Annotated in this window: 19 protein-coding genes; 7 read left to right on the top strand and 12 right to left on the bottom strand. The window is 67.2% G+C overall.

What is annotated here, in order from left to right; all coding sequences use genetic code 11:
- Positions 1–45 precede the first annotated feature (45 nt).
- The 4 genes from gorA to ABB25_RS03420 all read right to left on the bottom strand — a co-directional run bounded on the left by gorA (position 46) and on the right by ABB25_RS03420 (position 4,454).
- The gene (gene gorA / locus ABB25_RS03435; protein ID WP_057663746.1) at positions 46–1,398 is read right to left on the bottom strand and encodes a glutathione-disulfide reductase; all 1,353 of its coding nucleotides are present in this window, start codon (positions 1,396–1,398) and stop codon (positions 46–48) included.
- The gene (locus ABB25_RS03430; protein WP_057663743.1) at positions 1,395–2,702 is read right to left on the bottom strand and encodes an NAD(P)/FAD-dependent oxidoreductase; all 1,308 of its coding nucleotides are present in this window, start codon (positions 2,700–2,702) and stop codon (positions 1,395–1,397) included. Before ABB25_RS03430 ends, gorA begins: the two co-directional genes overlap by 4 nt.
- Complete coding sequence (locus tag ABB25_RS14180) at positions 2,636–3,889, bottom strand: DUF418 domain-containing protein (protein ID WP_244477741.1); 1,254 nt, start codon at positions 3,887–3,889, stop codon at positions 2,636–2,638. The genes ABB25_RS03430 and ABB25_RS14180 overlap by 67 nt, the downstream gene beginning before the upstream one ends.
- A gap of 85 nt (positions 3,890–3,974) precedes the next feature.
- The gene (locus ABB25_RS03420) at positions 3,975–4,454 is read right to left on the bottom strand and encodes an FKBP-type peptidyl-prolyl cis-trans isomerase (RefSeq protein ID WP_057663734.1); all 480 of its coding nucleotides are present in this window, start codon (positions 4,452–4,454) and stop codon (positions 3,975–3,977) included.
- 112 nt (positions 4,455–4,566) lie between these two features.
- Here ABB25_RS03420 and ABB25_RS03415 point away from each other — a divergent pair, with 112 nt between their 5' ends.
- From ABB25_RS03415 to ABB25_RS03405, 3 genes are all read left to right on the top strand, one after another.
- Positions 4,567–5,073 (top strand): C40 family peptidase, encoded by a 507-nt coding sequence (locus tag ABB25_RS03415; protein WP_057663731.1) that lies wholly within the window; start codon positions 4,567–4,569, stop codon positions 5,071–5,073.
- Between the two features lie 97 nt (positions 5,074–5,170).
- Positions 5,171–5,929 (top strand): C40 family peptidase, encoded by a 759-nt coding sequence (locus ABB25_RS03410; RefSeq protein WP_057663728.1) that lies wholly within the window; start codon positions 5,171–5,173, stop codon positions 5,927–5,929.
- A 162-nt stretch (positions 5,930–6,091) separates the two neighbouring features.
- Positions 6,092–7,450, top strand: coding sequence for a sigma-54 interaction domain-containing protein (locus tag ABB25_RS03405; RefSeq protein ID WP_057663725.1), 1,359 nt, complete (start codon positions 6,092–6,094; stop codon positions 7,448–7,450).
- 16 nt (positions 7,451–7,466) lie between these two features.
- Here the strand turns inward: ABB25_RS03405 and ABB25_RS03400 are convergent, their stop codons facing one another.
- The 7 genes from ABB25_RS03400 to ABB25_RS03370 form a co-directional block, all read right to left on the bottom strand.
- Positions 7,467–8,822, bottom strand: coding sequence for a transporter family protein (locus tag ABB25_RS03400; RefSeq protein WP_244477740.1), 1,356 nt, complete (start codon positions 8,820–8,822; stop codon positions 7,467–7,469).
- A 45-nt stretch (positions 8,823–8,867) separates the two neighbouring features.
- Complete coding sequence (locus tag ABB25_RS03395; RefSeq protein ID WP_057663721.1) at positions 8,868–9,656, bottom strand: hypothetical protein; 789 nt, start codon at positions 9,654–9,656, stop codon at positions 8,868–8,870.
- Positions 9,657–9,679: 23 nt separating this feature from the next.
- Positions 9,680–10,372 (bottom strand): C39 family peptidase, encoded by a 693-nt coding sequence (locus tag ABB25_RS03390; protein WP_057663718.1) that lies wholly within the window; start codon positions 10,370–10,372, stop codon positions 9,680–9,682.
- A 148-nt stretch (positions 10,373–10,520) separates the two neighbouring features.
- Positions 10,521–11,882, bottom strand: a complete 1,362-nt coding sequence (locus ABB25_RS03385; protein WP_057663715.1) for a hypothetical protein — start codon at positions 11,880–11,882, stop codon at positions 10,521–10,523.
- Positions 11,883–11,932: 50 nt separating this feature from the next.
- A complete protein-coding gene (locus ABB25_RS03380) occupies positions 11,933–12,586 on the bottom strand; it encodes a hypothetical protein (protein ID WP_244477739.1) in 654 nt (217 codons plus the stop codon).
- Complete coding sequence (locus tag ABB25_RS03375) at positions 12,583–13,107, bottom strand: hypothetical protein (RefSeq protein WP_057663713.1); 525 nt, start codon at positions 13,105–13,107, stop codon at positions 12,583–12,585. The genes ABB25_RS03380 and ABB25_RS03375 overlap by 4 nt, the downstream gene beginning before the upstream one ends.
- Positions 13,108–13,415: 308 nt before the next feature.
- Positions 13,416–14,738, bottom strand: a complete 1,323-nt coding sequence (locus ABB25_RS03370) for a dicarboxylate/amino acid:cation symporter (RefSeq protein ID WP_057663710.1) — start codon at positions 14,736–14,738, stop codon at positions 13,416–13,418.
- Positions 14,739–14,874: 136 nt separating this feature from the next.
- On the opposite strand from ABB25_RS03370, the gene ABB25_RS03365 reads away from it, so the two are divergent.
- The 4 genes from ABB25_RS03365 to ABB25_RS03350 all read left to right on the top strand — a co-directional run bounded on the left by ABB25_RS03365 (position 14,875) and on the right by ABB25_RS03350 (position 19,112).
- On the top strand, positions 14,875–16,593 hold the full coding sequence (locus ABB25_RS03365; protein ID WP_057663707.1) for an alkaline phosphatase family protein: 1,719 nt from the start codon (positions 14,875–14,877) through the stop codon (positions 16,591–16,593).
- A gap of 64 nt (positions 16,594–16,657) precedes the next feature.
- Positions 16,658–17,950 (top strand): tRNA lysidine(34) synthetase TilS, encoded by a 1,293-nt coding sequence (gene tilS / locus ABB25_RS03360; protein ID WP_057663705.1) that lies wholly within the window; start codon positions 16,658–16,660, stop codon positions 17,948–17,950.
- Between the two features lie 32 nt (positions 17,951–17,982).
- On the top strand, positions 17,983–18,237 hold the full coding sequence (locus ABB25_RS03355) for an exodeoxyribonuclease VII small subunit (RefSeq protein ID WP_057663702.1): 255 nt from the start codon (positions 17,983–17,985) through the stop codon (positions 18,235–18,237).
- A complete protein-coding gene (locus ABB25_RS03350) occupies positions 18,234–19,112 on the top strand; it encodes a polyprenyl synthetase family protein (RefSeq protein ID WP_057663697.1) in 879 nt (292 codons plus the stop codon). The genes ABB25_RS03355 and ABB25_RS03350 overlap by 4 nt, the downstream gene beginning before the upstream one ends.
- A 66-nt stretch (positions 19,113–19,178) precedes the next feature.
- Here the strand turns inward: ABB25_RS03350 and ABB25_RS03345 are convergent, their stop codons facing one another.
- On the bottom strand, positions 19,179–19,544 hold the full coding sequence (locus ABB25_RS03345) for a DUF4870 domain-containing protein (protein WP_057663695.1): 366 nt from the start codon (positions 19,542–19,544) through the stop codon (positions 19,179–19,181).
- Between the last annotated feature and the right edge of the window lie 63 nt (positions 19,545–19,607).

Here is a 19,607-nt window from a genome sequence, read left to right as displayed (position 1 = left end):
CGCCCCGCGCCGCGGCATCGGGCCAAACGCGGGGCATACCAGCGCCTACTTGGCCAGCACCACTTCCTCGGCGGCGGTGGGATGGATCGGCAGGGTCTGCCGGAAGTGCTCCCAGCGCGCGCCGCACTGCAGGGCGACGGCAAACCCCTGCAGGATTTCATCGCTGCCCTCGCCGAGCAGGTGCACCCCGACCACCCGTTGCTCGTTGCCGGCACAGATCACCTTGAACAGGTGGCGTTGCTGGCCACCGCCGGCGCCCTCCTCCAGCGAACGGAAATTGGCGCGATAGACCTGGACAGGCCCGAAGCGCTCGCGGGCACAGGCTTCATCCAGGCCGACCCGGGCCAGCGGCGGATGCGAAAACACCACACTGGGAACCAGCTCGGGATTGATCGCCGGGCCGGCACCGCGGCCAAACAGGCCATCGGCCAGGCGCCGGCCCTGTGCCACTGCCAGTGGCGTCAACGCCAGCTGGCCGGTGACATCGCCCACCGCCCAGACCCCCTCGGCGGTGGTGGCCAGGCTGTTGTCATCGGTAGCGATGAAGCCGCGCCGGTCCAGCGCCACCCCGGCCTGCTCCAGGCCCAGCCCCTGCACATTCGGCTCGCGTCCGGTGGCGGCAATCACCGCATCGAAGTGGCCGTCCGGCAGGTCCTTGCCGCGTAGTTGCAGGGCGCCGGGCTGGCCGTCCAGCCCCTGTACCGTCACCCCGAAGTGCAGCGTGATCCCCTGCGCGGCCATCGCCGCCGCCAGCGCCTGGGCCAACTCGCTGTCAAACCCATTGAGCAGCACGTTGCCCCGCACCAGCAGGTGCACCTGGCTGCCCAGTGCCTGCAACAGGCCGGCCAGCTCCACCGCGATATAGCCGCCGCCGATGATCGCCACCCGTTGCGGCCGCTGTTGCCAGGCAAACACATCATCGGAACTGTGCAGCCAGTGGCTGCCGGGGAAAACCGGCAGCCGCGGGCGCGCGCCGGTGGCCAGCAGGATGTGCCGGGCCTGCAGCTGGCGGCCGTCATCAGTGGCCACCCTGCCGGCGCCGAGCAGTTGCCCACGACAGCCCTGTACGCTGAGCTGCACCTGCGCGAACTGGCGCTGGTAACTGGCATGGATGCGCGCGATATGCGCCTGCCGCGCCTTGACCAGCCGGGCCCAGTCCAGCGCCGGCTGCAGCGGCACCTCCAACCCCAGCGCGCGGGCACGCGGCAGATGGCTGGCCAGTTGCGCCGCTTCCCACATGATCTTCTTGGGCACGCAGCCCAGGTTGACGCAGGTGCCACCGATCGCGGCCGGTTCCAGGATCGCCACCCGGGCGCCATGGCCGGCGGCGCGGATGGCGGCGGCCAGGCCACCGGAACCGGCGCCCAGAACCACCAGATCGTAGGTGTCGTTGCTCATGCAAAACGCTCCGGTCGATAGGCTTGCGGGTCGACGGCAGCGGGCCGCTGGCAGATCAGGTCTGCGATCAACTGGCCGCTGCCACTGCTCATGCTGATCCCCAGCATGCCATGCCCGGCGGCCAGCCAGACACGCCGCTGCGCCGGGCTGCGGCCCAGCAACGGCAGGTCATCCGGGGTCATCGGCCGCCAGCCATACCACGGCTGCTGCGCGCCCTCCAGGCCAGGATCGTGCAGGTAACGGCGGGCGGCACGCGCAATGGCCGCCAACCGGGTCGGATTGAGCCGGTCGTCATAACCGCCCAGTTCCATCGTCCCGCCCAGGCGCAGGGCCTGCTCCCAGGCAATCACGAACACCGAGTGGTCCTTCAGCACCACCGGCCGGCTCGGCACCTGCGACGGCCGCGGGCAGGTGATCGAATAGCCCTTGCCCGGGGTGATCGGTACCCGCAGGCCCAGGCCCCGGGCCAGCTGCGGCGTCCACGGCCCACCGGCAAGCACCAGCTCCCGGCAGCGGTAGCCACCGTGGCTGGTCTGCAGCTGCACCGCGTCACTTTCCGGGGTGAAGGACTGCAGCGCGCACTGTTCCTGGATCAGCACGCCGCGGGCACGCGCGGCGGCGGCCAACCCGGCGGTATACCTCTCCGGGCGCAGACAGGCATCACCGGGAAACCGGATCGCGCCACAGATGCCCGGCTTGAATGCCGGCTCGGCAGCCAGGTACGGGCCGGCCGCCAGCACCTCGGTGGCTATCCCCAGCCCCTCAAGGACCTGGCGATGGCGGCAGTGCTGGGCAAAATGGCGTTCATCGGCAAACACATAGTCCAGGCCGCTGGGCCGGTATTCGCACTGCAGGTCATAGCGCGCCACCCAGTCCTCCAGGCGCTGGCGCGAATCACACAACAGCGCCGCCCGCGCCGTGGCAGCGGCCAGCCAGTCATGCCGGTTGCAGCGCAGCGCAAAGCGCCGCAGCCAGTCCCAGCGCGCCGGGTCCAGGCCAGGCCGCACATACAGGGGCGAGGCCGGGTCCAGTGACCAGCGCAAGGCCTGCCACAGGGTGCCCGGTGCCGCCAGCGGCGGCGCATGCGAAGGGGTGATCGTGCCGCAATTGCCCGACGAGGTCGCGCCACCGATGCGTCCGGCCTCCAGTACACGCACGCTGCGCCCCTGCTCCACCAGGGCCAGCGCACAGGCCAGACCGACCGCGCCGGCCCCGACCACCACCACGTCATCCACGCTCACGCGCCGGGACCTGTCCGCTTCAGGGGAGCAAAGCGGCCATAGGTGCCCGCCCGCCACAACCATTCGACCGGCCCCTGGTTGAACCAGCGCAGCCACAGCCAGGACAGCAGTGCCTGCAGCGCAAACACGGCCAGCACCATCAACACCTGCTCACTGCGCCGGAGCTGGCCGAAATAGCCCAGGCCGTAGCCATAGAAGAAACCGGTGCACAGCAGCGACTGCGCCAGGTAGTTGCTCAAGGCCATCTGTCCGACCGCGCGCAACGGGCGCAGCAGCTGCTGCCAGCGCAGGCCCCATGCCAGCCAGCCCAGGCCGATCAGGCTGCCGGCCAGCAGTTTGATCGCCTGTACCAGCAGGCTGTCAAAGGCCAGGCTCCACGGCGGGTTGAACGGCGAAATCCACCACGCCAGGGTGCTCAGCAGCAGGCCCAGCGGCCATGCCCCCCAGCGCAGCCATGCCCACAGCCGCGCATGTCCGGCCGGGTCGGCCAGGGCGCCATTGGCCATCAGCGCGGCGCCGATCAGGAACAGGCCCAGCAGCTGCGAGCCAATCACAAAGAGGTTCTGCAGCCCGGCCAACAGGTCGCTGCCGCGCTGCTTCACCGCCTGCCAGTAAGTCCCCTGGCCATAGGCCTGCATCTGCGCCTGCACGGCGTCCTGGATCTGCTGGCCAGCCTGCAGGAAGGCCTGGTTGTCCGGGCTGGCGGCCATCATCGCCATCAACCCGGCCAGCAGCAGCATGACCATGACCGCACAGCCGATGCCCAGGGCGCCGGCCAGCCCCAGCCAGCGTTTGGGCAGCACATCAAAGGCCGGCAGCAACAGCCCCAGCAGGGCGTAGGTCAGCAGGATGTCGCCGGACCACACCAGCAGGCCGTGGAGCAGGCCGATCACCAGCAGGCAGCCCATCCGGCGCAGGTGAATCGGGGTAAATGCTCCCCCGCGCGCACGCAGGCGCTGGCCCATCAGCGCAAAGCCAATCCCGAACAGCAACGAGAACAGCGGAAAGAAGCTGCCCTGCACCACGATATAGATGAAGGTATCCAGCAGCCGGTCCAGCCCGGCCTGGTCAGGCTCGACCCCGGCACCGGACAACCATAGCGGGCCATTGAAACCTTCGATGTTCATCAACAGGATGCCCAGCAGGGCAAAACCGCGCACCGCATCCAGCCCGGGCAGGCGCTGGTTCTGGGGCTCCAGCGCCGGCAAGGGCTGCAACGGCGGTGGCATCAACGGCGGCGTGGTCGACATCGGCTTTCTTCCTTAATCCCGGGTTCCCTACGTAAACGACCCGCCAGGGGCGGGTCGTCATTTACCTCAAAACGCAGCACACACGTCAGTGCTGGTGGCCGCCATCGCCATGCACATGGCCGTGGGCGATTTCTTCTTCCGAAGCCTCGCGCACTTCGACAATTTCCACATCGAAATGCAGGTCCTTGCCGGCCATCGGGTGGTTCAGGTCGACATCGACCACGCTCATGCCGACCTTGACCACGGTCACCGCACGCGGGCCGAAATTGGTCTGCAGCACGACCTGCTGGCCAACGGCCACCTTGGTGGTGCCGAAATGCTTCTTCGGTACGCGCTGGCCCAGGCCTTCGCGACGCTCGCCATAGGCCTCGGCAGCGGGCACATCCACGCTGATCGAATCACCGGCCTGCTTGTCCAGCATCGCCTTTTCCAGGCCCGGGATGATGTTGTTGTGGCCGATCAGGATCGCCAGCGGCTCACGGTCCCTGGACGATTCGATCGGCTCCTGGCCCACTTCGGATACGGTGTAATGGAAGCGGACAACGCGGTCTTTTTCGATCTTCATGGCAAAACTCGGGTTGGGCTGCCGATGGGCAGCCGGTAAAGGCGGCTTGATCTGCCACCGGGGTTGCCGACATGATGGCCGGCAACGACAGGGCAACCATTATCCGGACTCCATGCCTCCCATGCCAGTTCCCGCACGTATTGCCGCATCGTTGCTGGGCCTGGCGGTTCTGGCCGGCTGCAGCTCGCAGCCCAGCCGGCCGCCAACGGCGGACACCGCAGCGGCACAGGCCCGCGGCAATGGCTTTTCGGCCTCCTCGGTCACCATCCGTGCCCTCGGCCTGGTCGGCACGCCCTACCGCTACGGCGGCAACACCCCGGAAAGCGGTTTTGACTGCTCCGGCCTGGTCACCTATGTGTTTGCCGACATGCTGGATTTACGCCTGCCCCGGACCTCGCGGGAACTGGCCAGGGTGCAGGGACCGAAGATTTCCGCCGAGCGCCTGAGCAGTGGCGACCTGGTGTTTTTCGGCAGCGGCGACGAGGTCTGGCACGTTGGCATTTACGTTGGCGAAGGCCGCTTCGTGCATGCCCCCAGCAGTGGCGGCACCGTGCGCCTGGATGCCCTGGACAACCCGTATTGGCAGCGGCATTACAGCGGCGCCAAGCGCGTTCTGTGAACCAATTGGCATCTTTTAACAATTATTTAACGAAAAAACTACGTTTTCTGGTCAGAAGTCCGGCACTATCGCTCCAATCTCATTTTGTGATCGCCGCGTGACGACTGAACGACTGCACCCCGCAGCGCCCAAGCGCCCCCCGCTGCGCCTGACCGCTTTACTCCTGCTGGCACTGGCAACGACGCTGCCAGCACTGGCACAGGCCACCCCACAGAACCCGACCAGCCCTGCTGCCAGCACCGAGGCGGCTCCTGCAGTACCGGCGCCTTCGGCTCCGGCTGCCAGCGGTGCCCGTGCCCGCGCCGATGCCGCCGCTACCGCCACCCTGGCCGCGCTGCTGCCGCACCTGGCCGCCAGCGACACCATTCCGTTGATGGATCGTTCGGCCATGTTTGCCGGCGACCTCGGCCGCCTGATGGCCGCCTACGACGCCGGCCAGGGCCTCCCGGCCAACGCCGAGGGCGAATCCAGCGGCAAGAGCCAGTCACTGCTCACCCGCGCGATGTCCCTGCTGGGCACGCCCTACCGCTGGGGTGGCAGCTCACCGGAAAGCGGTTTTGACTGCTCCGGGCTGGTCAGCTACGTCTTCCGTACCGCGCTGGGCATCGAGTTGCCGCGGGTCTCGCGCGACATGGCCAGCATCACCAATGGCAAGGCCATTGAGCGCAGCGCCTTGAATGTCGGTGACCTGGTGTTCTTTGGCCGCAACGGCAAGCGCGTTGACCATGTCGGTATCTATGTCGGCGAAGGCCGCTTCCTGCATGCCCCCAGCCGCGGCAAGGACGTGCGCGTGGACAGCATGGCCAACGGCTACTGGAGCGGCAAGTTCCTCTCTGCACGCCGCGTTGACATGTAAACAGACGCTTCACTGTGATTAACGGGCCGCGCTTGCGCGGCCTTTTTTATGGCGTATGGTTGATGGTCATCACAGATTTCCAGGCCATGGCGTCAGCATCGCCTTTCGCTGCTGCCGTGGCATCCGGGTAACCGGCTTGTATATGGCAATTGGGGGAGTGAGATGGCTGCAGTGATGCAGGAAGCTCCACGCTGCCTGATCTGGTTCGGGCAGTGTCCACACAGCACTCGGCTGTTACTGGCCGCCGAGGGTTGGGCGTTGCGCGAGCAGCCGCAAAACCAACCCTTCTCCCTGGGCCTGCGTGGCCAGGACCATGTTGCCCTGCTGTTTGACCTGCGCCAGAGCAGCATCGAGGCCCTGCCCTCCTTGCTCGATTGCCTGGCCAGCAGCCCCAACCTGCCCAGCCTGTGCCTGTTGCCCGAAGGCGATGCCGGCAAGCATCAGCCCTGGCGGGCATTGAGCCGGCAATGCAGCCTGGTGCTGCAGGCTCCGCTGCAACAGCAGCAGCTGGTGGACGGGCTGCAGGCCCTGCTGGTCAATGGCAGCGAATCCGGCCACACCCCGCTGGACAAGCTCATCGGGCAGAGCCCGGCGATGCTGACCACCCGCGGCACCGTGCGCAAATATGCACCGGTGGATCTACCGGTGCTGATCACCGGGCAAACCGGCACCGGCAAGGAACTGGCCGCCCACGCCCTGCACAGCCTCAGCGCCCGTTGCCAGCAACCGATGGTGGCGATCAACTGCGGCGCGATCCCCGCCTCGCTGGTGCAGTCCGAATTGTTCGGCCACGAGCGCGGGGCCTTCACCGGCGCCAACAGCCGCCGTCTGGGCCTGTTCGAGCACGCCAATGGCGGCACCGTTTTCCTGGATGAAGTCGGCGATCTCCCCGCCGATGCACAGACCGCGTTGTTGCGCGTGCTGCAGCAAGGCACGCTGGAACGGATCGGCAGCCATACACCGGTCAAGGTCAATGTGCGGGTGATTGCCGCCACCCACATCGACCTGGAAAGCGCCGTCAGTGCAGGACGTTTCCGCAGCGATCTGTATTACCGGCTCAATGTGCTGCGGCTGCACTTGCCGCCACTGGCCGAGCGTGGACAGGACATCATGCTGCTGGCCGAGCATGCCCTGCAGGATTTCCGCCAACGCCACCGCAGCCGGGCGCGCGGCTTCAGCCCTGAGTGCGTGGCGGCAATGAACCACTGGCCGTGGCCGGGCAACGTGCGCGAGCTGATCAACCGCATCCAGCGTGCGGCGGTGATCTGCGAAAGCGAATGGATCCAGCCGCAGGAGATGGAGCTGCCCGCCGCTGGCGGCGCGACCACGGCCAATGCCAGTACCCATGCTGCCGGCGGCATCCTGGATGATGCGCGCCGCCTGGCCGAGCGTCAGGCCCTGCTCGGCTGCCTGCAGGAAAACGATTTCAACATCAGCGCCACCGCACGTTCGATGGGCCTGTCGCGGGTGACGATCTACCGGCTCTGCCGCCGGCATGCGATCCAGCGGCAGATGCCCTGAGCGGCCAGCGGCCGGCCTAGAACGCGTAAGGCAGTTTGAAGGTCAGGCTGAAATCGGGTGCATCCGGGCTCAGGCCGACCCCGAGCTGGGTCACCAGGGTCGCGCGCCGATTGATCGCATAGGTCATGCCCAGGTTCAGGGTGCCGGCATTGCCATCGCTGCCAATCACCTTCATCCATTCACCGCCGCGGTAGCGGGTCTTGGCGCGTGCGCTGAAGCGGCCGCTGTAGGACAGGCTCAGGCTGGTGCGTTCGTTGAAGGCAAACGCCAGCCCGGCACCGGCGTAGAACACATTGCCCAGCTTCACGTCACCGGGGTTGATCGTGTCCGGGTTCGAATCCAGGTCATCAAAGCTGGCGCGCCGGGAATAGATGTAGCCGACGTTGGCAAACAGGATCGCCGGGTCGGCGGTCTTGACCATCGACAGCCCGACGTTGGCCTGCCAGACACCATTGCCGGTGGGCTGGCGGCCGGGCACGGCAAAGCGGATGAAGTCATCGTCATCGCGCTCGATCACCTTCCAGTCCACGCCATAGGGCTCGCGCCCGGTCGGTGCGGTGATGCCGGCGGTGAGCACGGTTTCCGGCCAGCGCTCGCGTTCTGCGAACAGCTTGACGTTGGCACTCAGGCTCATATCGCCCAGGCCACCGCCGGACGAGCTTTCCTGGGCGATCGCCGCCGCCGAGCCGCCGGCACCGCCTTTCTGGTACACCGTCTTGCGCTCGATCCACGGCACTTCGGCATTCAGGGTCAGCCGCGGGGTCAGCCCCCAGCGCGCGGCCAGGCTTAACGTAGCGCTATCCGATTCAACGTTCTCGATGCCGATATTGCCCAGGAAGATCGCATCCAGGGCCAGAAAACCGTTGAGGGTGAGCTGCTTGCGGTCATACCGGGCATAGCTCAGGCCCGCTTCCACGCTGAGCCGGCGGTTGAACAATGCCGACTGCTGCTGTTTGACATCCTCCACGCTGCGCAGGGCCTGGCTGCGTGCCTGTTCGGCCTCCTGTGCCGTGCCGGCCTGGCCGGCGGACTCGACATTGCCGGCCGCCACCGCATCTGCTGGCGGCGACGGGGCTGCGACCGCGGCAGCGGCCTGCGCCGCTGGCGCCTGGGCGGCCGGCATCGCGGCCACCCGCCCACCCAGCCGTGACTGCAGGGCCTGCACCTGCATGTCCAGTTCGCGCAGCCGTCGCACTTCCTGGGCGTAGCTGGCCTTGAGTGCCTCCAGCTGCGAGAGCAAGGCCTGCATCTGCTCCTCGCTGTCGGCATCGTGCTGTCCTGCCGGACCGGGGGTGGGCTGCCCGTCCTGCGCCATCGCGCGGTGGGTAAACAAGCCCAGACTAACCAGCGCCGCCATCGCCAGTGGTTTCATGGATATGCCCTCATCAGTCATGGTGCTGCCTGGCCGCTGACGCGGTCAGGGCCCACCGATCGGCCCAAGGCCACGGCTGCTCGCCAGTGCCTGGGCCACGTTTTGTGTCAGCGAAACGCCATTGCTCATCGGCGTGCGTACCACCTCCATGCGCAGCTGGTTGCTGACCCAGCTGCCATCGCTGCCCAGGGCCACGGCCTGGCCGATCTGGCCATTGCCCAGCCACTGCCGGACCTGGCCCTGCCCGGCCAGCTGCAGCAGCACGCCGGCACGCTGGCCATCGACATAGGCCTGGACGCTGGCAGGGCCAGCCTGTTGATCCAGCGCCAGCGGTCCCTGTTCGGCTCCAGCTTCGCCGGGGTTGCCATCACGGACGATCAGCAACGCCTGGTTGCTGACCCGGTTGCCATCGCCGGCCAGCTGTACCGCCTGTACGAAACCATCGACATTGGCCAGGCCCGCACTGTCGATATGGCGGACGCTGCCGCCGTTGAGTGCGACGCTGCTGCTGTCGTCATAGCCGATGCTGATGGTGGGCTGGTAACTGAAGCGGGGACTGCCGGAGCGAAGGTCAAAGTTCAGCTGCAGGCCGGCATTGAGCTGCTGGCCGTCGGCACTGTGCCATTGCGAAATCAGGCTCACGCCAAACCACGCCACGGCATTGCCGGCCAGGGTGTAACGGCCGCGCATCGCGGCCAGTTCGGCATCGGTGATCTCCTGCAGGCGTGGTCTGTCGGCCCTGTTTTCGGCCTGGGCGCCGGTACTGGCCAACAGGCCCAGCAACAGCCACCCGCTTGTCTTGCTGCTCATGCGCTTGGCGCGGCACGCGTTCATCGCGTTGACTCCTCATCAACTGATCAAAACAGGTCGGCATGGCTGAAACCAAAATCCAGCAGCTCGGCCTCACTGAGCGGTCGCACCCCCTGGCGCGCCAACAGGCTGCGCGCACTGGGACGCTGGACCGGTTGCAACAGCACGGTGTTGCGATCAAAGCCGGAGCCGATCACCACAAACACCGCACGTGACGGCCACGCCGCCATGAATTCCTCGACACTGAGACTGCGGTTGCCCAGGATCGGATCGGCCACCTCCACGGTGTCGCCATGGACCTGCTTGAGGACCACGAAATGCCGGAAACCGGCCACATCCATCAGGGCCAGGGCCGGCACCCGCAACGCGCGCAGGCGCTGCTCGTTGATCCGGTAACCCCGTCCGCGCATGCCCAGCGACTGCACATAACGCTTGATGTCCAGCAGTGAAAAACCACGCTGTGCGACCACTTCCGGATCGGCCACGCCCAGCAGGCCCTGGATCACCGTGTCTTCATCGGCATCCAGGCCGTAGCCATAACGCAGGATCGTCGCCAGCGAGGCGGCACCGCAGCTGTAATCGGTCTGTTGCCGCACCAGGTTGGCGTAACGGCGCTGCTGCATGCTCTGTACCGGTGCCTGGTACAGCGCGCCATTGGGCAGCACACCGGAAAAACTCACCAGCTGGGCCAGGGCCAGCCCGGGCCACAGCAACATGGCGATCACCGCGTAGCGCATCATCCTTCCGCTCCCGAGAAGACAGGTACCCCAGCCCCCGGGGGAGTGGGAACTGGAGTACCCCGATTCCCAGTGTCTGGCGGAGACCCCGGGTTTCAGCTGTTGAAGGGAAACAACCCCGCCATTCCCTTGCCGGCGTTACTTGCCGGCGTTACTCGCCGCCGCCACCGCCACCGCCGGTGGAGGGTTGCGCCACCGCCAGTGCCAGGCTGTTGGCCTGCAGGTTGCCGGTGCCGGAGGCGACGTTGACGCCGATGTTGCCCGAGGCATTGGCAAAGGCCGCGCCACTCAGGCCGGCGGCATTGGTGGCATACACCGCGATGAAGTCGGTGGTGGTCACCGTGCCGGTCAGGCTGGCCTGCAGGTCAGCGGTGCCCAGCTCCTCATACGCCAGGGTGCCCTCCTCGTCGGTATCCCAGGCCATGCCACCGACGCCAGGACGGTTCGGGTTGGCGACCGCACCCTGCGTATCGATATCCCAGTCGCTGTGACCATCGGGATTGCCGCCGGTATGGCGGTTGCCGGTCCAGTTGTCCACGTAGAAGTTGGTCTTCTGGTAGGAATTGCCGCTGCCGGCATAGTCGCCGCTGCCGCTGCTGCTGGTGGTGCCGGCAACCGTGCCGCCCAGCGAGATCTGGGTGGTGGAGGTCACTTCATCGAAGTAGCCCATGTTGCCGACCGAGTTGCCGCTGGAGGTCTGGTTGGAGCTGATCGAGGACTGCGCATAGGCACTGGTGGCCACCGAGGCTGCCAACGCATTTTTCTGCTCGTTGTTGTTGCCGGCAGCGACGTTGACACCGATGTTGCCGGCCGCGCCGTTGAAGGCATTGCCCGACAGGCCGGCGGCGTTGGTCACGCCCATGTTCATCGTGGTGTTGCCCGAACCATGCTGGTTGACGAACACCTCGGCATCGGCCAGGCCGAAGCTGAAGGAGGCATCGGCTGCCGACAGCGAGGCAGCGTTGTCCTGGGTGTTGTTGTCACCGGAGGCAACGTTGAAACCCAGGTTGCCCGACGCATTGGCGGCGACGTCATCGCTGATGGCCGCATCGTTGGCCAGCAGGCTGTTCATCGCATTGTTGCCGGTGATGCTCTGGCGGTTGTCGACCACCGCAATGGCGGCCGAGTCGATCTGGATATCGCCGCTGATGGTCGGATCACCGGAGAAGGCGATATCCGAGCTCAGCGACAGATCCTTGCGCAGACGGACCCCGACTTCGTGGTCATTCACCTCACGGCGCACATCGGTATTGCTGTTCTCGGTGTGCTGGATATCGGTGTTGCGGTCGATATCACTGGTTTCGCGATGGGTACGCACGACATGGCGCTGGTCGTGGTCATAGCGCATGTTCATCTCGGTATTGAGTTCAGTGTTGATCTCGGTGTTGATCTCGGTGTTGATGTCCGGACCACGCGGGTGTGACGGGCCCGGCGAGCGGGCATAGGCGGCCGGTGCGGCGATCACGGCAGCAACGGCCAGGGCAACAGCATGTTTGCGGTACGTCGTGTTCATGATTTTCTCTCTCGTTGACAGTTGGTACTACGACAAACGGCCTGGGTTGGTCACGGTCCGGTCTGCACATGGAGCCCCAGGCGGTTCTCCACGACATTCAATGACCCGGCGATCTGATTCAGTTGCAGCACACCGCTGTAACCACGCAGTGCCTGCGCACCGACCATGGCTTCACGTACCCCCGCCGCCGTGAGACGACGCGCGGTGTTGTTGCCCGGTGCCGGCAGCGGTGTGGCGGCCTGGGCCGGTTCCTGGCTGTGCGCCAGCTGCGCGGCAGCGACCACGCCGACCAGGTTGCGCTGGGCATTGGCCTGGCCACTGGCCTGGTTGATCGAGGCCAGGCCACTGCCGCCCTGCAGTACCTGCCCAGACAGCTCGGCCCGGGCCAGCAGCGGTGTATCCAGGTTGATGTGGTCATCGACGCGCTGCTGGACCTGCAGCGCGGTCTGCGCCTGCGGGCCGGAAGCCAGGGCATGGCCGTTGTATTGCAGGTTCAGGTCACCCGCGGCCTGGTTGAGCTTGATCGAGCCATTGGCGCCGGCCAGCACCTGCCCATCCAGGCGGCTGTTGGTCAGATAGCCCAGCATCTGGCTGTAACCATCCGCAGGAGCGGCTGTGGTCTGCGCCAGCGCCAGCCCGGGCAGGCACAGCCCCAGGGCGAGCAGGCAGGCGCCAGACCGGCAGCGCACAACGAAGCGCTTCATGGCCCGCCTCCCGGCCTGCCCGGTTGGCCGACCGGAAACTGCGCCAGCGCGCTGCGGATCGGCTCGGCAATATTGCCGGTGGCCCGCCCAATGGCCCCGGTCGGGCCGGTAATCGCCCCGCTCAGACGATCCCCCGACAGCACGCCATTGCGCCCGACCACCCGGCCCAGGCTGTTGCCCAGGGCCTGCCCGGTGATCTGGCTGACCGTGCTGGAGGCGGCCGCCATCGACGGCGGTGTACTGGCCCCCAGATCGGCGTAGTCCTGTTCGTCCAGCTCCTGCATGCCATCGGGCGTACCCAGGGTCTGGGCAAGCTCACGCTGGGGCGAAGGGTCGGCAATCAGGGCCATCCCCGGTGGCTGCTGGCGGTAAGCGGTGCGGGCGCTGACATCGCGCAGCAGCACCATTTCACCCGGACGCGGCGTTACCCCTTGGCGCGCCCCGGAGGCCTGTGCTGGCACAGCGGCCAGCAGCAGTGCCGTGCTGGCAGCGGCAATCAAACAGTGGCGGTATGCAGACATCCTGGCGGCTCCGATGACAACTCACCAGAACCGAAGCAGTAACCGTGCCAACTTTAAATATCTTTTTATTTCAACAGCTTGCAATGAAAATGGACACGAACGCAGTGTTCACTGGCGGTAACGCCAGCTGAAGCAGGCCCCGCCATTCATGTCGCAGAAAGGGACGCAGAGCCCTGTCCGGCCGGGGCCCGGAGGCGCTGTAACAGCCCTGTTACACCCCCTGTTACAGCGTTACCCCGGCGGCAACAGGGCAATGAAAAAGCCGCCTTGCGGCGGCTTTGCGGGTAATCCCAACGGCCAGCGGCCGATCACCCGGCCGGGTCGGCCGGGCTCCCGCCCGCAGCACGCGCGCGCTGGTACTGGGCGGTATCCAGCAGGCCGGTCTCGCGGGCCACGATCACCGGCACCAGCATCTGGCCGGTGACATTGGTCATCGTGCGCATCATGTCCAGGATGCGGTCGATCGCCAGCAGGTAGCCGATCACCTCCAGCGGCAGGTTGGCCGCACTGAGCACCACGGTGGCCATCACCACCGCCGTGCCCGGCACTCCGGCGGTACCGAAGCTGCCCAGTACCGAGGCGATCAGGATCACCACGTACTGCTCCGGGCTGAGCGGGATGCCGGTGTACTGGGCGATGAAGATCGCGCACAGCGCCGGGAAGATCGCCCCGCAGCCGTCCATCTTGATGCTCGCCCCCAGCGGCACGGCAAAGGCGGCGTAATCCTTGTTGACCCCGAGGTTGTCGGTGATCGAGCGCATCGCCACCGGCATCGCGGCAAAGCTGGAGGAGCTGACAAAGGCCACCTGCATGCCGGGGCCGGCGCCACGGAAGAACTTCAGCGGGTTCAAGCCATGGGCCAGCAGCAGCCCGCCGTAGACCACCACGATGTGCAGCGCGCAGGCCAGGTACAGCGCGATCACGAAATTGCCAAACGGCAGCAGCTTCTCGAACCCGTAGCTGCCGACCAGGCCGGCAATCAGGCCGAAGGTGCCGATCGGGGTCAGCTGCAGCACGAAGCGGGTGACCTGGATCATCATCTCGGCCAGCTGGCCGACCAGCTGGCGGGCCAGGCTGACCTTCTCGCCCAGCTTGACCATCGCAAAGCCGAGCAGGCCGGCAAAGAAGATCACCGGCAGGATCGAGCCCCGCCCGGCGGCCAGCACGGTGTCACCGGCGGCGCTGACCTTGGTGCCGATGCCGCTCATCGCATACACCACATTGGAGGGCACGATATCCAGCAGCACCCGGCCGATTGACGGCACCTCGCGCCGGGTCCAGGCCGGGTCCGGGGCCAGTGCGCTCATGCCCACGCCCGGTTGCAGCACGCTGCCCACGGCAAAGGCCACGCAGACCGCCAGCGCGGCGGTGACCACGAACCAGAAGAAGGTACGCGTCCCCAGCGCAGCCACCGACTGCTGCCCGTGCAATGAGGACACTGCATTGATCACCGCAAAGAACACCAGCGGCACGGCGATCATCTTGATCAGGGTGACATACAGCTCGCCCAGCGGACCGAACCAGTCCTGGGCGGCGGGCCCCAGCGCCCAGCCGGCCAATGCACCAAGCACGAAACCGGCAGCCACGCGCTGCCAGAAAGGGCGGCCCAGCCAGGCCTTGAGCAGATTCATCGGGAGGGTCCTTGTTGCAGGCGATGCACGATACCGCATGACCGGCGGCATCAGGTCGTCATTTATGGAACAGCGCTGTATCACCACTGTCGTCGAACCGGCTCATAATGGGCATCCCCTGATTGATCGTGATGCCATGTCCCGCTCCACGTTGTTGGCAACCGCCCTGTCGACCCTGCTGCTCAGCGCCTGCGCCAGCAGTCCTGCCACCCCCGCCGCGGCTGCAACCAGCCAGCCAGGTGCACTCACCGTCGATGTGCCGGCCATCAGCCGCCCACAGGGTGAAACCGCGCAGTGGTGGTATCGCCACGGCGCCGCCGAAGCGGCCGCACGCGGCGCGATGAGCGGACAGGCGAAGAATGTGATCGTCTTCCTCGGCGATGGCATGAGCCTGACCACGGTGGCTGCCGCCCGCATTTTCGAAGGCCAGCGCGCTGGCGCCCCGGGCGAGGAGAACCTGCTGAGCTGGGAGCGTTTCCCGGCCACCGCGTTTGCCAAGACCTACAACACCGATGCGCAGACCCCCGACTCGGCCGGCACCATGACCGCGATTGCCTCCGGGGTGAAGACCCATATGGGCGCGATCGGTGTCGCCGCAGGCAAGCGCACCGACTGCGTCGATTCGCTGCGCAAGCCGGTACTGAGCTGGCTGCAGCTGGCCGATGCTGCCGGCCTGGGCACCGGCATCGTCACCACCGCCCGCCTGACCCACGCCACCCCGGCAGCCACCTATGCGCACAGCCCGGAACGCAACTGGGAAGCCGGCGTCCCGGCCCAGGCCCAGGCCGAAGGCTGCCGCGACATCGCCCAGCAGCTGCTCGATGCCCCGCGCTACGGCCGTGGCCCGCAGGTGCTGCTGGCCGGCGGCCGCAGCTACTTCACCCCGACCGGCGAGGCCGATCCGGAATACCCGCAGCAGCACGGCCGGCGTACCGATGGCCGCAATCTGATCAGCGAATGGCAGGCGGCCAATCCGGCCGGCCGTTATGTCTGGAACAAGGAGCAGTTCATGGCCCAGGCTGCCACTGCCCCCGCCGTGCTTGGCCTGTTCGAGCCGGACCACATGCAGTACGAGCATGACCGCGCCCAGGACGGCGCCGGCGAGCCCTCGCTGGCGGAGATGACCCGCGCCGCGATTACCAACCTGTCGCGCAACCCGGAAGGGTTCGTGTTGCTGGTGGAAGGCGCGCGGATCGACCATGCCAACCACGCAGGCAATGCCTACCGCGCACTGAGCGACACCATCGCCCTGTCCGATGCGGTGCGCGCCGCGGCCGAGGCCACCGACGAGAGCGAAACCCTGATCATCGTCACCGCCGACCACTCGCATACGCTCAATTTCGTCGGCTACCCGGCCCGCGGCAATGACATCCTGGGCAAGGTCCAGGACTTTGGCGGTGAGGATGGCGACGGCCCGCTGCAGCTGGCGCGTGATGCGATGGGCCTGCCCTACACCACGCTCAGCTATGCCAATGGCCCCGGCTATACCGGCGCCAGCGGGCACCAGCCGGCCGGACCGAAGACCCATCCGCACCGCGCCCGCGGTGTGGTCGCCGCCACCGGCCGCCCGGACCTGACCCGGGTCGACACCGCCCATCCGGACTACATGCAGGAAGCGCTGGTGCCGATGACCAGCGAAACCCATGGCGGTGAGGATGTCGGCGTCTGGGCCCGCGGCCCGGGCAGCCACTCGCTGCATGGCACGCTGGAGCAGAACAGCCTGCACCACGTGATCATCCAGGCCACCCCGCGGCTGCGCCAGGCGCTGTGCCAGGCCGGCAACTGCGACAGCAATGGCGTCCCGGTGACCCTGCCCCGGCTGCAGCAGTTCCAGCGCCCGGCGGCCCAGCCGTAACGCGCTGCCACTACCGCTGATGCAGCTGCGGCATCAGCGGTCACCACGCCACGCCCCGCCTGCCATGCCACTGCCGCCGCTACCGCCGCCACCGCCTGTCGCTGCACCGCTGGTGGTCGGCTTCAGCGGCGGGCTTGATTCCACCGTGCTGTTGCACTGGCTGGTGGCCGATCCGGCCATCGGCAGGCGTGGCCTGCGCGCGATCCATATCCATCACGGCCTGCAGGCGCAGGCCGATGACTGGGCCGACCACTGCCAGCAGCTCGCTGCGCAGTGGCAGCTGGAGCTGCAGGTCATCCGTGTCCAGGTGGACAACCACGGCCAGGGCATGGAAGCCGCCGCGCGCGATGCCCGCCGCCAGGCCTTCATCCACGCCCTGCGCGCCGGTGAGCAGCTGGTGCTGGCCCATCACCGCGAGGACCAGGCCGAAACCTTCCTGCTGCGCGCGCTGCGTGGCTCCGGTTGCGATGGCCTGGCGGCGATGCAGCCCTGGAGCCGGATCGGCCCACACCCGCTGTGGCGGCCACTGCTGGACTACAGCCGGCAACAGCTGCACCGCTACGCGCAGGCACACGCATTGCGCTGGATTGATGATCCGAGCAATGCCGACACGGATTTTGACCGCAACTTCCTGCGCCAGCAGGTGCTGCCGCTGCTGGCCCGGCGCTGGCCGCACGCCAGCCAGGCGCTGGCCGGCAGTGCCGCACGCTGCGCCCAGGATGCGCAGTTGCTTGCCCTGCACGACCAGCAGCTGCTGGCACAGCTGGCCGGCCGTCACGATTACCTGCCGATCAACGCCCTCACCGCACTGGCCAGCAACCAGCGCGCCCGGCTGATCCGGGCCTGGCTGCGCCAGCGCGGGGCCCCGCCCCTGCCCGGCCAGCAGCATCAGCGGCTGGACCAGCAGGTGCTGGCCAGCGCGCATGACCGCCAGGCCCGGGTGAGCTGGGCCGGTGGCTGGCAGTTGCGCCGCTGGCGCGACCAGCTGCACCTGCTGGCACCCGCACCGGCGCTGGACCCGGGCTGGCAGGCCAGCTGGGATGGCCGCCAGCCCTTGCCGCTGCCCGATGGCAGCGTCTGGCAGCTGCACGGCGCCCCCGGTTTTTCGCGGGTGCTGCAGGTACGCCTGCGCCAGGGTGGTGAGCGTCTGCGTCTGCCTGGGCGTACCCATGCCACGGCGCTGAAGGATTGCCTGCAGCAGGCCCACCTGCCGCCGTGGCAACGCCTGTCGCTGCCCCTGCTGTGGGATGGGGACGAACTGCTGGCCGCCGGTGATGCGCTGCTGGCACAGGGTTTTTCCCCGCCACGGGTAGCGGCCGGTGCCTGTCTGCAGCGCTGCTGGCCAACGGCGGATTGACCCCACCCGGCCAGCCGCCCACACTGGCGGCCATGACCAAGAAGTCTTCTCCCCCCCCCTCCCCGGTTGCCCAGTTCGAGCAGTCCCTGCAGGAACTGGAGCAACTGGTCACCACCCTGGAAGCCGGCGAACTGCCGCTGGAACAGTCACTGGACGCCTATGCGCGTGGCGTCGGCCTGTACCGCCAGTGCCAGCAGGCGCTGGAACAGGCCCAGCTGCGGGTGAACCTGCTCAACGATCCGGCCCAGCCCGACACCGCCGTCGCTTTCGATCCTCCCAGCGCATGACTACCGACGATCTGCTGGAACAATGGCGCGCCCGTGTCGAACAGGCGCTGGAAGCTGCCCTGCCCGCCGCCGCACAGTCACCGCAACGCCTGCACCAGGCCATGCGCCACTCGGTACTGGGCGGTGGCAAGCGCCTGCGTCCGCTGCTGGTGTATGCCGCCGGCCGCTGTACCGGTGCCGATATCGCCCGGCTCGATGCCCCGGCCGCGGCAGTGGAACTGGTCCATGCCTATTCGCTGGTGCATGACGACCTGCCGGCCATGGATGACGATGCGCTGCGTCGTGGCCAGCCGACCACCCATATCGCCTTTGACGAGGCCAGCGCGATCCTCGCCGGCGATGCGCTGCAGGCGCTGGCCTTCGAGCTGCTGGCCCACGCCGATGTCGATCCCGGCATCGCCGTTGGCTGGCTGCGCTCGCTCAGTGCCGCGGCCGGTGCCGCCGGCATGTGCGGTGGCCAGGCGCTGGATATCGCCGCTACCGGCACCGGCCAGGACCAGGCCGGGCTGGAACGGATGCACGGCCTGAAGACCGGCGCGCTGATCCGCAGTGCGGTACACATGGGTGCGCTGGCCGGCAGCGATGATGCAGCCATCCTGGACGGGCTGGACCGTTTTGCCGAGCTGCTCGGCCTGGCCTTCCAGGTGCGCGATGACATCCTGGACATCGAGGCCGACAGCGCCACCCTGGGCAAGACCGCCGGCAAGGACCAGGCCCAGGACAAATCCACCTACCCGGCCCTGCTTGGCCTGGACGGTGCACGCCAGTACCTGGTGCAGCTGGAAACGCAGATGCTGCACTGCCTGCAGGCCCATGGCGACAACGCCGATGCGCTGCGCGCCCTGGCACGCCTGGCCGTGCACCGCCGGCACTGAGCCAACACGCCAGCGCAACAAAAAGCCCGGTCACTGACCGGGCTTTTTGCTTGCTGCAATGATCGATTACTTGATCAGGCGGACCGCAAACGGGTAGCGGTAATACTCGCCCTTCTGCGCGGCCAGGCCGGCCATGATCGACAGCACGATGCAGGCGACCCACGCGGCCAGGTTGATCAGCACGCCGATCAGGATCAGGCTCAGGATGGTGCCGATGATGTAGACACCGAGCAGGGTCAGCTGGAAGTTCAGCGCTTCCTTGGACTGGTCGTTGAGGAAGGCCTTGTTCGGGTTGTCCTTGTTCACCAGCCAGACGATCAGCGGCACGACGAAACCGAGCAGGATGCCCGACAGGTGCACCAGCAGGGCAAGGGTATTGTCATCACCGCTGTTGGTCGGCGGCGGCGGGGTCTGGTTTTCGTACGAAGTCATGGCATTCCCTGGAGGTTGGTTATGACGGATGGAAAGTCACGGTCGCGGCTGCAGGTCCCCCTG

It is taken from the genome of Stenotrophomonas koreensis (assembly GCF_001431525.1).
Lineage (GTDB): Bacteria > Pseudomonadota > Gammaproteobacteria > Xanthomonadales > Xanthomonadaceae > Stenotrophomonas > Stenotrophomonas koreensis.
Note: the sequence above shows the minus strand (reverse complement) of the source record. Positions and strands in the feature narration are given on the sequence as shown.

Bases quoted from the DNA above. Each gene is read 5' to 3' on its own strand.
- ABB25_RS14180 (WP_244477741.1), bottom strand. From the start codon at position 3,889: ATGTCGACCACGCCGCCGTTGATGCCACCGCCGTTGCAGCCCTTGCCG.
- ABB25_RS03400 (WP_244477740.1), bottom strand. From the start codon at position 8,822: ATGAAACCACTGGCGATGGCGGCGCTGGTTAGTCTGGGCTTGTTTACC.
- ABB25_RS03405 (WP_057663725.1), top strand. From the start codon at position 6,092: ATGGCTGCAGTGATGCAGGAAGCTCCACGCTGCCTGATCTGGTTCGGG.
- ABB25_RS03420 (WP_057663734.1), bottom strand. From the start codon at position 4,454: ATGAAGATCGAAAAAGACCGCGTTGTCCGCTTCCATTACACCGTATCC.
- ABB25_RS03430 (WP_057663743.1), bottom strand. From the start codon at position 2,702: ATGGTTGTGGCGGGCGGGCACCTATGGCCGCTTTGCTCCCCTGAAGCG.
- ABB25_RS03350 (WP_057663697.1), top strand. From the start codon at position 18,234: ATGACTACCGACGATCTGCTGGAACAATGGCGCGCCCGTGTCGAACAG.
- gorA (WP_057663746.1), bottom strand. From the start codon at position 1,398: ATGAGCAACGACACCTACGATCTGGTGGTTCTGGGCGCCGGTTCCGGT.
- ABB25_RS03385 (WP_057663715.1), bottom strand. From the start codon at position 11,882: ATGAACACGACGTACCGCAAACATGCTGTTGCCCTGGCCGTTGCTGCC.
- ABB25_RS03355 (WP_057663702.1), top strand. From the start codon at position 17,983: ATGACCAAGAAGTCTTCTCCCCCCCCCTCCCCGGTTGCCCAGTTCGAG.
- ABB25_RS03370 (WP_057663710.1), bottom strand. From the start codon at position 14,738: ATGAATCTGCTCAAGGCCTGGCTGGGCCGCCCTTTCTGGCAGCGCGTG.
- ABB25_RS03390 (WP_057663718.1), bottom strand. From the start codon at position 10,372: ATGATGCGCTACGCGGTGATCGCCATGTTGCTGTGGCCCGGGCTGGCC.
- tilS (WP_057663705.1), top strand. From the start codon at position 16,658: ATGCCACTGCCGCCGCTACCGCCGCCACCGCCTGTCGCTGCACCGCTG.
- ABB25_RS03395 (WP_057663721.1), bottom strand. From the start codon at position 9,656: ATGAACGCGTGCCGCGCCAAGCGCATGAGCAGCAAGACAAGCGGGTGG.
- ABB25_RS03415 (WP_057663731.1), top strand. From the start codon at position 4,567: ATGCCTCCCATGCCAGTTCCCGCACGTATTGCCGCATCGTTGCTGGGC.
- ABB25_RS03365 (WP_057663707.1), top strand. From the start codon at position 14,875: ATGTCCCGCTCCACGTTGTTGGCAACCGCCCTGTCGACCCTGCTGCTC.
- ABB25_RS03345 (WP_057663695.1), bottom strand. From the start codon at position 19,544: ATGACTTCGTACGAAAACCAGACCCCGCCGCCGCCGACCAACAGCGGT.
- ABB25_RS03380 (WP_244477739.1), bottom strand. From the start codon at position 12,586: ATGAAGCGCTTCGTTGTGCGCTGCCGGTCTGGCGCCTGCCTGCTCGCC.
- ABB25_RS03375 (WP_057663713.1), bottom strand. From the start codon at position 13,107: ATGTCTGCATACCGCCACTGTTTGATTGCCGCTGCCAGCACGGCACTG.